12 protein-coding genes and 1 tRNA gene are annotated in these 13,192 nt (G+C 63.7%); 11 read left to right on the top strand and 2 right to left on the bottom strand.

Going from position 1 to position 13,192, the window contains the following annotated elements; genetic code table 11:
• The gene (gene argS / locus AC3ANQ_RS08880; RefSeq protein ID WP_488304752.1) at nt 1-1,650 is read right to left on the bottom strand and encodes an arginine--tRNA ligase; all 1,650 of its coding nucleotides are present in this window, start codon (nt 1,648-1,650) and stop codon (nt 1-3) included.
• Between the two features lie 229 nt (nt 1,651-1,879).
• Here argS and AC3ANQ_RS08875 point away from each other — a divergent pair, with 229 nt between their 5' ends.
• From AC3ANQ_RS08875 to AC3ANQ_RS08840, 8 genes are all read left to right on the top strand, one after another.
• Nucleotides 1,880-2,353, top strand: coding sequence for an FMN-binding protein (locus AC3ANQ_RS08875; RefSeq protein WP_488304751.1), 474 nt, complete (start codon nt 1,880-1,882; stop codon nt 2,351-2,353).
• 5 nt (nt 2,354-2,358) lie between these two features.
• Nucleotides 2,359-3,231, top strand: a complete 873-nt coding sequence (locus tag AC3ANQ_RS08870; RefSeq protein ID WP_488304750.1) for an FAD:protein FMN transferase — start codon at nt 2,359-2,361, stop codon at nt 3,229-3,231.
• The gene (locus AC3ANQ_RS08865) at nt 3,228-4,748 is read left to right on the top strand and encodes an FAD-dependent oxidoreductase (protein ID WP_488304749.1); all 1,521 of its coding nucleotides are present in this window, start codon (nt 3,228-3,230) and stop codon (nt 4,746-4,748) included. The genes AC3ANQ_RS08870 and AC3ANQ_RS08865 overlap by 4 nt, the downstream gene beginning before the upstream one ends.
• Nucleotides 4,749-4,838: 90 nt before the next feature.
• Nucleotides 4,839-4,911 (top strand) — tRNA-Arg (locus AC3ANQ_RS08860).
• 143 nt (nt 4,912-5,054) lie between these two features.
• Nucleotides 5,055-5,189, top strand: coding sequence for a hypothetical protein (locus AC3ANQ_RS08855; RefSeq protein ID WP_488304748.1), 135 nt, complete (start codon nt 5,055-5,057; stop codon nt 5,187-5,189).
• Complete coding sequence (locus tag AC3ANQ_RS08850) at nt 5,176-5,346, top strand: hypothetical protein (protein ID WP_488304747.1); 171 nt, start codon at nt 5,176-5,178, stop codon at nt 5,344-5,346. Before AC3ANQ_RS08855 ends, AC3ANQ_RS08850 begins: the two co-directional genes overlap by 14 nt.
• 122 nt (nt 5,347-5,468) lie before the next feature.
• Complete coding sequence (locus AC3ANQ_RS08845; RefSeq protein WP_488305283.1) at nt 5,469-6,485, top strand: M4 family metallopeptidase; 1,017 nt, start codon at nt 5,469-5,471, stop codon at nt 6,483-6,485.
• A 33-nt stretch (nt 6,486-6,518) separates the two neighbouring features.
• Nucleotides 6,519-6,815: a protealysin inhibitor emfourin gene (locus AC3ANQ_RS08840; RefSeq protein WP_488304746.1), complete on the top strand. Its 297-nt coding sequence runs from the start codon at nt 6,519-6,521 to the stop codon at nt 6,813-6,815.
• Here the strand turns inward: AC3ANQ_RS08840 and AC3ANQ_RS08835 are convergent.
• Complete coding sequence (locus tag AC3ANQ_RS08835; RefSeq protein WP_488304745.1) at nt 6,812-7,780, bottom strand: GlxA family transcriptional regulator; 969 nt, start codon at nt 7,778-7,780, stop codon at nt 6,812-6,814. The two genes, AC3ANQ_RS08840 and AC3ANQ_RS08835, sit on opposite strands and share 4 nt — an antisense overlap.
• A gap of 81 nt (nt 7,781-7,861) precedes the next feature.
• Here AC3ANQ_RS08835 and AC3ANQ_RS08830 point away from each other — a divergent pair, with 81 nt between their 5' ends.
• The 3 genes from AC3ANQ_RS08830 to hrpA all read left to right on the top strand — a co-directional run bounded on the left by AC3ANQ_RS08830 (nt 7,862) and on the right by hrpA (nt 13,173).
• The gene (locus tag AC3ANQ_RS08830; RefSeq protein ID WP_265977206.1) at nt 7,862-8,032 is read left to right on the top strand and encodes a hypothetical protein; all 171 of its coding nucleotides are present in this window, start codon (nt 7,862-7,864) and stop codon (nt 8,030-8,032) included.
• 130 nt (nt 8,033-8,162) lie between these two features.
• Nucleotides 8,163-9,149, top strand: a complete 987-nt coding sequence (locus AC3ANQ_RS08825) for a helix-turn-helix transcriptional regulator (protein WP_488304744.1) — start codon at nt 8,163-8,165, stop codon at nt 9,147-9,149.
• Nucleotides 9,150-9,162: 13 nt separating this feature from the next.
• On the top strand, nt 9,163-13,173 hold the full coding sequence (gene hrpA / locus AC3ANQ_RS08820) for an ATP-dependent RNA helicase HrpA (protein WP_488304743.1): 4,011 nt from the start codon (nt 9,163-9,165) through the stop codon (nt 13,171-13,173).
• Nucleotides 13,174-13,192 lie beyond the last annotated feature (19 nt).

Raw genomic sequence — 13,192 nt, 5'->3', positions numbered from 1 at the left:
TCACATCCGTTCCGGAGCTGAAACGCCGAGGAGCCCAAGTCCGTTGGCCAGGACCTGGCTCGTGGCGTCGTTGAGCCACAGCCGTGTGCGGTTGACGTCCTGCACCGGCTCGTCGCCCAGCGGCGAAACGCGGCAGGCGTCGTACCAACGGTGGTATGCCCCGGCGATGACCTCGAGGTGGCGGGCCACCCGGTGCGGTTCGCGGAGCTCCGCGGCCTTGGCCACGATGGACGGGTAGCTGCCGAGGTAGGACAGCAGCTCGTTCTCGGTGGCGTGGTCCAGGAGGGAGGCGTCGAAAGCGCTGTGGCCCACGCCGGCCTCGATCGCGTTCCGGGCGGTTCCGCGGGAACGGGCATGCGCGTACTGCACATAGAACACCGGGTTTTCGTTGCTGTTCTTCTTCAGCAGTTCCGGATCCAGTGTCAGCGGCGAGTCTGCGGGGAAGCGCGCCAACGAGTAACGCACCGCGTCCTTCCCGAGCCACTCGATAAGGTCCTTGAGCTCGATGATGTTGCCGGCACGCTTCGACAGCTTGGCTCCGTTGACGGAGACCAGTTGCCCGATCAGGACCTCAATGTTGACCTCGGGGTCATCGCCGGCGCAGGCAGCAATGGCCTTGAGCCGGTTGATGTAGCCATGGTGGTCCGCGCCGAGTAGGTAGATCTTCTCCGTGAAGCCGCGGTCCTTCTTCGACAGGTAATAGGCTGCGTCGGCGGCGAAATACGTCGGTTCACCGTTGGCGCGGATCATCACCCGGTCCTTGTCATCCCCAAAGTCCGTGGTGCGCAGCCAGACGGCCCCGCCGTCGTCGAACACATGACCCTGCTCCCGGAGGCGCGCAACAGCGGATTCGATCGCACCGGCGTCGTGCAGTTCCTGTTCGGAGAAGAAGACATCGAAAGCCACGCCGAATTCGGCAAGTGTGTCCTTGATGTCTTTCATCTGGGCTTGGTAGGCGGCGGCGCGGATCACCGGCAGCGCTGCCACATCGGTGAGTTCACGGATTGCCGGATGGGCCTTGAGGACCTCATCGCCGAGTTCCCGGATGTACTCTCCGGGGTAGCCGCCTTCCGGAACGCCGCGCCCGTGCAGGCGAGACAGCACCGAGTTCGCAAATACGTTCATCTGCGTGCCGGCGTCGTTGATGTAGTACTCGGCGGTGACCTCCGCGCCGGAGGCGCGGAGGACGCGGGCAATGGAATCGCCCAAGGCGGCCCAGCGCGTGTGTCCAATGTGCAGCGGTCCCGTGGGGTTGGCGGAGACGAACTCCATGTTGACCACATGGCCTGCGAGCGCCTGGTTGGTTCCGTAGGAGCTTCCCGCCTCGACGATCGCCTTGGCCAGTGTGCCGGCGGCGGCCGCGTCCACGGTGATGTTGAGGAAGCCCGGGCCGGCGATGTCCACAGCGGTGACGCCGTCGATCGCTTCCAGTCGCTTGCTGAGAACCGTGGCGAATTCGCGCGGGTTGGTCCCTGCCTGTTTGGCCAGCTGCAAAGCAATGTTGGTGGCCCAGTCGCCATGCTCCCGGTTCTTGGGTCGCTCCACGCGTACGTCCTCGGGGAGGGCAGATTCGGAAAGCGCAAGCTCGCCAGCGGCGACAGCGTCTTTCAGGCAGGCGGATATGGCGGCGGAGAGTTCTTCGGGAGTCACCCGTCTAGCCTACCGGTGGGGCTTGCAAGTGGTGGAATTCTTTGCTTGGTGATCACGTGCACGTCGGCACCGGTTAGCGCACAGGTTACGCACAGTTTCACCACCTACAGCTCCCAGACTGAGCCGCTAGGCTGATTTCCACGTTGAACAGCGGAACGGCCTCGTGCCCGAACCGTGCGTCCGGTCCATGTGCCAAGACCCTTTCTTGTCCAGTTGAAACGAGCAGAACATGACTACGCCACTCCACAGGAGCATTCTCGTCGGCGCCGCCGGCCTCACCCTCGCCGGCTCGGTGGCGGCTTGCGCGCCCTCCACCCAAGCCAGCGCAGCCCAGGGCAGCACACCGCAGAATACGAGCACGCAGGCGGGCGCCAGCAAGCTGGCCACGACAGGCTCGTCATCATCGGCCTCGTACAAGGACGGTACCTACAGTGCCGACGGCTCCTACACTTCGCCCAACGGCCAGGAAACCGTAGGCGTCCAGTTGACCTTGTCTGGTGGCACCATTTCCGGCGTCGACATCACCGTCCACCCCTCGAACCCGAACACCAAGAAGTTCCAGGGCGAGTTCAAGGACGGAATCGCAGCGCAGATCGTCGGCAAGAAGCTGGACGACATCAACGTGTCCAAGGTCGCAGGCTCTTCCCTGACCAGCGGCGGGTTCAACCAAGCCGTGGAAACCATCAAGTCCGAGGCCAAATAACCGCGATGCCGCACGTGGGCTGGAGCGACTTCGCCTTCGACGGAATCGGAACCAGGTGGGAGATTTCGACGCCGGAGCCGCTTCCCAGTGCGGTCCGCCGCAGCGTGCTTGGCGTCGTGGAGGATTACGACCGAAGCTATTCACGGTTCCGCACCGACTCCCTCATTGCGCGGCTCGCGCGGGAACCCGGAACTGTGGTTCTCCCGGCGGGTGCGTCCGAGTTGGAAGTGCTGTTCAGGAAGTTGTACCACCTCAGCAGGGGTGCCATGACGCCACTTATCGGCACCAGCCTTGAGCAGCTGGGCTACGGGGCGGACTATGCCCTGCGGCCCCTCGGCCACCCGGTGCCGGCGCCGCGCTGGGAAGACGTCCTGGAGTGGAACGGCTCAAAGATCTCCACTTCCGCTCCCTTGGTACTGGACATTGGTGCTGCGGGAAAGGGCCAACTGGTGGACCTAGCAGCCGCGGTCCTGCGCTCAGCGGGGATCACAGAGTTCCTTGTGGATGCGAGCGGCGACATGCTCCACTCCGGCGCGGAACCCTTGGGCGTGGCCCTCGAACACCCTTACGACCCCACCCAGGCGATCGGCGTCGTCGAACTCCACGACGGTGCCCTGTGCGCTTCTGCGGCAAACCGGCGCGCGTGGGGCGACGGCCTGCACCATGTCCTGGACGGCGCCACCGGGCGCCCGGTGGAGACGGTGGTGGCCACCTGGACCATGGCCGCCTCGGCACTGGAAGCCGATGCGCTGGCCACGGCACTCTTCTTGGTGGATCCGAAGGTGCTCGACGAAGAATTCGATTTCTCCTGGCTCAAGGTCTATTCGGACGGACACGCCGCCTACTCTGCAGGTTTTGAAGGGACACTGTTCACATGATTGCCATCAAAGCGCGTGCGGACGCCTGGCTTGGCCGCTTCACCATGTACCGGCTGATTCTTTGGATCCTCGCCATCCTCGCGGTGTACAGCATGGTGTTGAACGTCCTCGGCTGGCTGACGTTCGGCCTGCCGGAAATGCTCGTCCACCTCGTGCTGTGCGTGGGACTGACGTATGCGTCCAACCGGCTCATGGCCATGCTGTTCAAGGTCCGGCCCCATTCGGAGTCTTCGCTCATCACGGGCCTTCTCCTGTACTTCCTGTTCTGGCCCACCGAACTCGTGCCCACAGTTCAGGTTCCTGACCTTGCCGGGGTGGTTGTGGCATGTGTCCTGGCGTCCGCGTCCAAGTATGTGCTGGCTTTCCGTGGCCGGCACATTTTCAACCCCGCTGCCGCCGGCGCCTTCATAGCCAGCCTCACGGGTTTGAACATCGCGACATGGTGGGCGGCGACACCGGCCATGTTGTGGCTCCTGGTGCCCGGGGTCCTGCTGGTGCTGTACAGGACGCAGAAGATGCTGATGGCCTGCACGTTCCTCGTGGTCACGGTATCCATCGTGTGCGCCGAACTCCTGCAAGCGGGCATGACATGGGGATCCGCCCTCTGGCAGCCATTTGCGCAACGGCCGCTCCTGTTCTTCGTGGGCTTCATGCTCACGGAGCCGCTTACCTTGCCGCCTCGGCGTTTGCAGCAATTGGCGCTGGCGGTGGTGGTCGGCGTGTTGTTCGCAGTGCCGTACAACCTGGGTATCGTGGCCAATTCGCCGGAACTTGCGCTGCTCGTGGGCAACTTCCTCGCATTCCTCGCGGGACAACGCGGCGGGGTCATGCTGACCTTCAAGGGGTCGCGTCCCCTGACTCCTTTCACTACCGAATTCCGTTTTGAGCCGCGCCGTCCCGTTCGTTTCATTCCCGGGCAGTTCATGGAGCTCAACCTTCCGCACTTGCGCTCCGACGGGAAGGGACGGAGACGGGTCTTCAGCATCACCAGCGCACCAGGCTCACCGGAAGTGACATTCGGCGTCGGCACGGCGGAACCGATCTCGGCCGCCAAGCGAGCGTTGCTCGCCCTTGAGGCCGGAGAATGCGTTCGTGGCACCGCGGTAGGCGGTGACTTTGTCCTACCGTCCGACGTCGGCAAACCCGTGCTGCTCATCGCTGCGGGGATCGGGATCACGCCTTTCTTGTCCCAGCTCGCGTCGCTCGACTCCGCGCGAAGGGACATCGTGGTGTTGTATCTCGCCCCCAGCGCTGCCGAACTTGCCGGGCGAGATGTCCTGGAGGCCTCCGGTGCGCGCGTCATTGCGCGCGTGGCAGACGGTTCCGCACCGCCGTCGTTCATGCACGACGCCGGACAGGGCCGGATCGATGGCAACTCGCTGCGGGAACTCGTTCCCGATGTTGCCGAACGGGACGTGTACGTGTCCGGGTCCCCGGCAAACGTAGACTCCCTTCGCGCTGCCGCACGCCGTGCTGGAGCCCGACGAATCCATACCGACTCGTTCTCGGGCTACTGACGCGGCGCGAAGCCCCACCGTTTTCCATTGCGGCGCGGTGACCTGCTAAGCTCATGGACGTCCCTCCGGCAACGGATGGGAGCCCTGGATGCCCTCGTAGCTCAGGGGATAGAGCGTCTGCCTCCGGAGCAGAAGGCCGTAGGTTCGAATCCTATCGAGGGCACAACAGAAAACCCCGCCAGTTCAAGAACTGGCGGGGTTTTTCTTTGCTCCGGCGGGTTGCTGGGATGGCAATCAAAAATAAGTGGAAAAACCGCGTCACGTTTTGCTCCCTCCCTACACATGGTTCTTGTGCAGATACCAAAAATGGAGCCCGCAACTGCGTTCCCGGAGCTCGAAGCCAAAGCGCCGGTCCTTGCCGGGAAACTCTCGCGGCTGCCAGCGGTGCAACTCGCAACCGTCCTTCGCCCGGAACCCGAGGACACTGATGCCGGACTGTGAAGCCGCCCGCCGCAACAAACAAGCCCTCTACGAAATCGAGTTGGCGTGGGGCAACGGCATCGTGGACCTCGGCAAGCTGCAACGGATCCTCAAGGGTTCCGAAAACGACGTGGACTCCTTGCCTCCATGCCGGGTCGAGGCCTCTCACTTCACGTGATGACGGACATGCCGCACCCAGCCGGCCAAAATGTCGGTGGCCGCTTCTAAGCTGTTCGTACCCGGTCAAGTCCACCAGGTACGAAAGGGTTCGCTGTGATCTGTTCCATCATTCCGCCCTACATGCTGCGCAGGCTGGCAACCCAGAATGAGCCCCGCCTGCGGATCATTGCACGGGCGGCCAAGGAATCCCTGCTCCACATCAAGTCCCTTCAGGCCGTCCGCTCGCTTCCAGTGCCAGCCCCGGTACCCACAGCCCGCCAGGCCAAGCCTGGTCCGCCGAAACGGACCATCTACGACACCGGGTCCACCGAGGTCCTGCCCGGAAAGCTCGTCCGCAAGGAGGGCGGTGCGGCTACCGGAGACGCGGCCGCCGATGAAGCCTACGACGGACTGGGCGAAACCCACAGGCTCTACGCAGAAGTGTTCAGCAGGAATTCGATCGACGGCGCCGGGCTGAAACTCGATGCCGCGGTCCACTACGGCCAGCTATACGACAATGCGTTCTGGAATGGCAGCCAGATGGTGTTCGGTGACGGCGACGGCGAGATCTTCCAAAGGTTCACCAAGTCGCTCAGTGTGATCGGGCACGAACTCGCACACGGCGTCACCCAGTACACAGCAGCACTCGCCTATCGGAACCAGGCGGGAGCCCTCAACGAGTCCATGTCCGACGTTTTTGGAGCGTTGGTGGAGCAGCATGCCAAAAAGCAATCCTCGGCCGAGGCCAGCTGGCTGATTGGCGAGGGCTTGTTCACGGATGCCGTTCAAGGGGCCGCACTGCGCTCAATGATGGCACCGGGCACCGCCTACGACGACGACGTGCTCGGGAAGGATCCGCAACCGGACTCCATGGATACGTATGTCCGCACCACCGCGGACAACGGCGGTGTCCACATCAACTCAGGGATCCCCAACAGGGCTTTCTCCGTCGTTGCGCTGGAGCTGGGCGGCAATGCGTGGGAGGCGCCCGGCCAGATCTGGTACAACACCCTGACAAGCGGCTCCCTACCTGCCACCTGCACCTTCCGGCGCTTCGCCAAGGCAACCGCGACGTCGGCGGAGGAACTGTTCGGAGCTGATTCAGCCGAGCATGACGCCGTCCTGAAGGCGTGGGAAACTGTGAAGGTAAAGCTCTAGCAACACATACCAGAGCAGTGGAAGCCGTCGAACATGAAAATCACCGTCCAGCGCAGCGGCGGCGTCGCCGCGATCACGCGCGTCTGGACCGTGGATGCCGCCAGCTCCGAAGACAAGCAACGCTGGATGCCGATCGTGGAGGCCTGCCCTTGGGACCAAGTGCCGTCTCGCGGGCAATCAGCCGGGCAAATGGCTGGGCAAGCCGACCGGTTCACGTATTCGATCCGAGCAGGTCAACACAGGGCAACGCTCCCGGAGACCGCGGTCACCGGTCCATGGCACACCCTCGTGGAGCACGCCAAGGTGGAAGGCCGGGAAACCCTCCGCTAGCCAACTTCGGCCAACTGGCCGCGGAAAGCCCTCCGGTAGGACTGCGGGCTCGTGTCCAGGACTTTGGCAAAGTGGTGCCTCAGCAGCACGGAATGCCCGAACCCGGCTTCGCGTGCAACTTCGTCAATGTTCAGTTCGGTGGTTTCCAGGAGTTCCTGGGCTCGGAGCACTCGCTGCGAGTTGAGCCAGGCTGCAGGTGTGGCGCCCGTCTCGGCCCGGAAACGGCGTGCGAAGGTCCGGGCGGACATGTGAAGCCGGGACGCCAATTCGTTGACGCTGTGGTCCCGATCCAGGTTCTCCACCATCCAGCGCAGCAAGGCCTCCATGGGCGCCGAGCCGCACGTGGGCATGGGCCGATCGATGAACTGGGCCTGGCCGCCGTCCCGGTGCGGTGGAACCACCATGTCGCGCGCAATGGCTGCTGCGACATTGGCACCCAACTCCACACGGACCAGATGCAGGCAAGCGTCAATCCCCGCTGCCGTACCCGCGCTCGTAATGAGTGTTCCGTCCTGGACGTAGAGCACGTTCTCGTCCACATGGATCTTCGGATACCTGCTGGCCAGATCCTGCGAGTAGTGCCAGTGTGTGGTGCAGCGACGCCCGTCCAAGAGCCCAGCGCGCGCAAGTGCGTATGCTCCGGAACAAATCGACATGACCCATGCCCCGCGCGCATGGGCTGCCCTCAGGGCATCCAGCACGGATTCCGGAACGTCCTCGTCCCTGCCGTAGGGGGCCATGATGACGAGGTCGGCATCGTCCGCGGCCTCCAGCCCCAGGCCGACGTGCATCGACAGGCCGGACTTCATCTTCACATCGCCCGGGACAGGGGTGCAGACCCTGAAATCAAAGCTGGGAACGCCACTCCCCCGGTCCTTGCGATCAATGCCAAAGACCTCGTAGGCGGTCCCGAACTCGAAGATCGAGAAGTTGGGAACCACAATGATTGCCACCGTTTTCAACATAACTCCAGTGTGGCAGAAAATTGCCTAAATGGGTCATTTCTGCCACTGTTTCTTGAACTGGATCAGGAACACGATGGAGACATGGAAATCGTCGGAATCTTGGTGTTCATCATCCTCGTCATCACTGCCGCTGCTACCGTCTCAGCAGTTCTTCGGGACGGCCGCGGTCACCTTCCCCCCGTCCGTTCCGAAGAGCCTTGGACCGCCCGGGAACTGCCTAGCACCCCCTACTGGACCCTTCGCGTCTTCTAACCACGCCCTGTCTCTAACCACCCACTGTCCGAGCCTTCCTGCGCGACCCAGCCGCTGCCGGAAGGCTCGGACGCGGCCTGGAACTCAATGAGGACGGCTTTTGTCCGCATTTTGGGCTAGATTCAATGCCATGATCCAGACGTCCGCCAGGCTGTTGCAATTGCTGTCCTTGCTGCAGGTCCGGCGTGAATGGACCGGTCCGGCATTGGCCAACCGGATGGGAGTCACAGAGCGTACTGTCCGCCGCGACATCGATAAGCTCCGCAACCTCGGCTATCCCATCCATGCCTCACCTGGCGTAGCCGGCGGCTACCAATTGGGCGCCGGAGCCCAGCTCCCGCCGCTTCTGCTCGACGACAACGAGGCCTTGGCGGTTGCTTTGGGACTGAACTCCGTGGCGGCGGGCCCTGTGGCCGGCATCGGGGAGGCGTCAGTACGCGCACTCGCCAAACTCGAACAGGTACTGCCCTCGCGGCTGCGCCCCAAGTTCGCCATGCTCAAAGCCGCAGTCACCACGCTGCCGAGCAACGCGGCGTCGGTAGACCCCCAGCAGCTCACGGTGGCCTCTGCCGCGATCGCGGACAAACGGCAACTCAGTTTTGACTACGTCAAGGCCGACGGCGACGCCGGCCGCCGCCTCGTGGAACCGTACCGCTTGGTGGACACCGGGCGCCGCTGGTATCTGGTGGCGTGGGACGTTGACCGGGAAGACTGGCGCACGTTCCGTGCGGACCGCATCGCGTCCTTGCCGGTTGAACGGAAAAAGTATGTGCCGCGCCCACTGCCGGCCAAGGACCTAGCGGACTACGTCCAGCGATCCGTGACCCGCTCGCCTTACCGCTACGACGTGGTCGTCCGCCTCCATGCCCCCATTGGCGAGGTGGCCGCCGTCGTCGGCCCGCAGCTCGCCAGCTTGAGCGACGACGGCGGGAACGCCACCCTGCTCCGCGCGGGCTGGGACAGCCTGGCGCAGCCGGCCGCCCACCTCGCTGCCCTGGACATGGACTTTGAGATCATCTCTCCCGAGGAGTTCAAGGACTACGCCCGCACCATGGCCGGGCGATTGGAAAAAGCCGCAGGGAACCACGCACTGCAGGGCGAGGCGCCGCCACAGTAGACTGTCAGCAGCCATGACACTTCATATTTCCTACCCCGCAGAGCTGCCCGTCTCCGAGCGCCGCGAGGACTTGATGGCGGCCATCGCCGCAAACCAAGTGACTATCATCGCCGGCGAAACCGGCTCCGGCAAGACCACCCAGATCCCCAAGATGTGCCTGGAACTCGGCCTCGGGGACAAGGGGCTGATCGGCCACACCCAGCCGCGCCGCCTTGCCGCACGAACGGTTGCCGAACGTATCGCCTTCGAGATGGACGTGGAGATCGGCCAGGAAGTCGGCTTCCAGGTCCGATTCACAGGCGAAGTCAGCAAGGCCACCAAGATCAAGTTGATGACCGACGGCATCCTGCTCGCAGAAATCCAGCGCGACAAGCTGCTGCGGAAATACAGTGCCATCATCATCGACGAGGCACACGAGCGCAGCCTCAACATCGACTTCATCCTGGGCTACCTCAAGCGGATCCTGCCGCAGCGGCCGGACCTGAAGATCATCATCACCTCGGCCACGATCGATCCCCAGCGTTTCGCCAAGCATTTCGGCAGCGAGGAGGACCCCGCGCCAATCATCGAGGTCTCGGGCCGTACGTACCCCGTGGAAATCCGCTACCGTCCGCTGTCCCAGCCCGCCGGCGGTGGCGATGAAGACGCGTCCGACGACGAACTCGAGGAAGACCGCGATCCCCTCGATGCAGTGTGCGACGCCGTCGACGAACTTGCACTGGAAGCTCCCGGCGACATTCTGGTGTTCTTCTCCGGCGAGCGCGAGATCCGCGACGCAGCCGAGGCCCTGAACGGCCGGATCGCGTCCAACCGAAGGCTAGCGGGAACCGAAGTCCTGCCACTGTTTGCCCGCTTGAGCCTGCAGGAGCAGCACAGGGTCTTCAACCCCGGCGGTAAGAGGCGGATCATCCTCGCCACCAACGTCGCGGAAACATCCCTGACGGTTCCCGGCATCAAGTACGTCATCGACACTGGTACAGCCCGTATCTCGCGTTACTCGCACCGGACAAAGGTGCAGCGGCTGCCGATTGAACGTGTTTCACAGGCATCGGCAAGCCAGCGTTCCGGCCGCTGCGGGCGTGTCTCGGAGGGTATCGCCATCCGGCTCTATTCCGAGGAAGACTTCGAGTCCCGCCCCCCGTTCACCGATCCGGAGATCCTGAGAACCAACCTTGCCGCGGTCATCCTGCAGATGACGGCCATGGGAGTAGCCCGCGGCCCCAAAGACGTAGAGAACTTCCCCTTTGTTGAGCCACCGGACTCCCGTGCCATCAACGACGGCGTCACGCTGCTGCGCGAACTCGGCGCCCTAAGCGCCGCGCGCACGGGCGACGGCGGCACTCCCCCAGCCATCGACGGCGGAGCTCCTCCCACGGGCGACCGTGGCAACGGGCGTGCGGGCGGCGGCCTCACCGCCGTCGGGCAGAAGTTGGCCCAGCTCCCGGTGGACCCCAGGCTCGGCAGGATGATTGTGGAGGCCGGAAGGCGCGGCTGCGTCAAGGAAGTCATGATCCTGGCGGCCGCTTTGACGATCCAGGATCCGCGCGAGCGCCCAACGGACAAGCAACAACTTGCAGCGGAGAAGCACGCGCGCTTCCGGGACGAGAACTCGGACTTCACCGGATTCCTGAATCTCTGGAACTACATCCAGGAAAAGCAGCAGGAGCTCTCCTCCACGCAATTCCGCCGGCTATGTAGGAACGAGTTCATCAACTATTTGCGCGTCCGCGAATGGCAGGACCTCTTCCAGCAATTGCGCCAGCTAGCCAAGCCACTGGGCATCACGATCGACAACAAGCGCGAGGCCGACCCCGTAGGCAACAACGAGGCCATCCACATCAGCTTGCTCTCGGGGCTGCTGAGCCACATCGGCTTGCTGGACGAACGCAAGCGCGAATACGCCGGAGCACGCGGCAGCCGGTTCGCTATCTTCCCGGGCTCGGCTTTGTTCAAGAAGTCTCCGGCCTTTGTCATGGCCGCGGAATTGGTTGAGACAAGCCGGCTTTGGGCCCGGGTCGCGGCGAAGTTCGATCCCCTGTGGGCTGAGCAAGTAGCACCGGATCTCGTGAAGCGCTCCTACAGCGAGCCCCACTGGTCCCCCCGGACAGGCTCGGTCATGGCGCACGAGAAGGTGATGCTCTACGGAGTTCCCATCATCCCGAACCGCCGCATCAATTACGGCCGGATCGACCCGGAAATCTCCCGCGAGCTCTTCATCCGGCACGCCCTCGTCGAAGGCGATTGGAAGACCCACCACAAGTTCTTCCACCGCAACCGTGCCCTCCTCCACGAGATCGAGGAACTCGAGACCAGGATGCGCCGCCGGGACATCTTGGTGGACGACCACACGCTCTTCGAGTTCTACGACGCCAGGATCGGCAAAGACGTAGTCTCCGAACGGCACTTCGACAAATGGTGGAAGGAAGCCCGCCAGCAAGACCCCACCCTGCTGGACTTCGACCAATCGCTCCTCATCAGCGAGGATGCCGAGGCCTTGGATGATTCTGCTTATCCGCAAACGTGGCTGCACAAAGGCTTTGAGCTGCCGCTGAGCTATGAATTCCACCCCGTGGCTCCCGGCTCGCCGCCTAATCCCTCGGACGGTGTCACAGCCGAAGTCCCCGTGCTGTTCCTTAACCAACTCGACGACGCCGCCTTCAGATGGCAGATCCCCGGCCAACGGGTGGAGCTCGTCACGGCGTTGATCAAGTCGCTGCCCAAGCACATCCGCAAGAACTTCGTCCCGGCCCCGGATGTGGCCCGGCAAGCGGCTGCTGCGTTGGAAACCGACTTCGATCCTGCCGTGGACGAGCTTGAGGCCTCGCTCGAGCTCGTGTTGCGCCGTATCCGCGGGCACGTCATTCCGCGTGGCTCGTGGAATTGGGACGCCGTGCCGGCGCACCTGCGCGTCAGTTTCAAGGTCGTGGACAGCCGCGGCAAGGTACTGGACGAGGGGAAGGACCTCGCCGCGCTCCAGGAGCAACTGGCCCCGGCCACCCGCCGGGCCATCGCCGAATCCCTCGGAGCAACACCCGCGACGACGGCCCGCACCAACGGACCGAGGGGCACCGGAGCGCTCACTGCCGAGGTTACCGCTGCCGGAGTCCCAGCCTCGTCCGGCGGTAGCCCGGTCCCACACACTGCCCGTTTCCTGTACGAGCAAAGCGGGCTCACTGAGTGGACCTTCGGCGCAATTGAACGCCAAGTGACCCGCACGGTGAAGGGGCACGACGTCACGGGTTTCCCGGCCCTGGTAGATGAGGGCAAGTCCGTCGCGCTGCGGGTGTTCCAGACCCGGGCGGAGCAAGAGTCCGCCATGCGTGGCGGTGTCATCCGTTTGCTCGCTCTCCGCGTTCCCGCCCCGGACCGCTATGTCCTGGAGCACTTGAGCAACACCGAGAAACTGACGTTCAGCCAGAACCCGCACGGTTCGGTGAGCGCTTTGATCGCGGACTGTGCCCTCGCGGCTATCGACAAGCTGACTCCGGCCGAACTGCCCTGGGACAAGGCATCGTTCGATGCCCTTTACGAAGTGGTCCGAGCGGAACTGATCGACACCGTCTTCACGGTGACAGCCGTCGTCGAACGCGTCCTGGCCAGCACCCGGCGGATCGAGAAGCAACTCAAGGGCAGCACGAGCCTCGCCTTGATCAGTGCGCTCAACGATATGAAGAGCCAACTGGAGCAACTCGTCTTCCCCGGTTTTGTGGCACGGACGGGCTACGCACAGCTCAGCCAACTGCCTCGATATCTGGCTGGAATCGAGAAGCGCCTCGAAAAGCTTCCGAACAATGTCCAGCGGGACGGGCTGAACATGTCAGTGGTGCAGGGTTTGGAAGACGACTACGACGACGCTGTCTCTGCGCTGCTGCCCGGCCGACGCGCGGGTGCCGAGTTAACACGGGTGCGCTGGATGATCGAGGAACTCCGCGTGAGCCTCTTCGCGGTCGAGCTTGGCACGGCCTACTCGGTCTCGGAAAAACGTATCCGGACGGTGCTCAACCAAGCGTTGGCACCCGTGTAGCCGAGGCGCGGGCGCAAAA

The organism is Arthrobacter sp. DMZ02-1R, from assembly GCF_057747935.1.
Note: the sequence above shows the minus strand (reverse complement) of the source record. Positions and strands in the feature narration are given on the sequence as shown.

Bases quoted from the DNA above. Each gene is read 5' to 3' on its own strand.
- AC3ANQ_RS08875 (WP_488304751.1), top strand. From the start codon at position 1,880: ATGACTACGCCACTCCACAGGAGCATTCTCGTCGGCGCCGCCGGCCTC.
- AC3ANQ_RS08870 (WP_488304750.1), top strand. From the start codon at position 2,359: ATGCCGCACGTGGGCTGGAGCGACTTCGCCTTCGACGGAATCGGAACC.
- AC3ANQ_RS08865 (WP_488304749.1), top strand. From the start codon at position 3,228: ATGATTGCCATCAAAGCGCGTGCGGACGCCTGGCTTGGCCGCTTCACC.
- AC3ANQ_RS08855 (WP_488304748.1), top strand. From the start codon at position 5,055: ATGGAGCCCGCAACTGCGTTCCCGGAGCTCGAAGCCAAAGCGCCGGTC.
- AC3ANQ_RS08850 (WP_488304747.1), top strand. From the start codon at position 5,176: ATGCCGGACTGTGAAGCCGCCCGCCGCAACAAACAAGCCCTCTACGAA.
- AC3ANQ_RS08845 (WP_488305283.1), top strand. From the start codon at position 5,469: ATGCTGCGCAGGCTGGCAACCCAGAATGAGCCCCGCCTGCGGATCATT.
- AC3ANQ_RS08840 (WP_488304746.1), top strand. From the start codon at position 6,519: ATGAAAATCACCGTCCAGCGCAGCGGCGGCGTCGCCGCGATCACGCGC.
- AC3ANQ_RS08835 (WP_488304745.1), bottom strand. From the start codon at position 7,780: ATGTTGAAAACGGTGGCAATCATTGTGGTTCCCAACTTCTCGATCTTC.
- AC3ANQ_RS08830 (WP_265977206.1), top strand. From the start codon at position 7,862: ATGGAAATCGTCGGAATCTTGGTGTTCATCATCCTCGTCATCACTGCC.
- AC3ANQ_RS08825 (WP_488304744.1), top strand. From the start codon at position 8,163: ATGATCCAGACGTCCGCCAGGCTGTTGCAATTGCTGTCCTTGCTGCAG.
- hrpA (WP_488304743.1), top strand. From the start codon at position 9,163: ATGACACTTCATATTTCCTACCCCGCAGAGCTGCCCGTCTCCGAGCGC.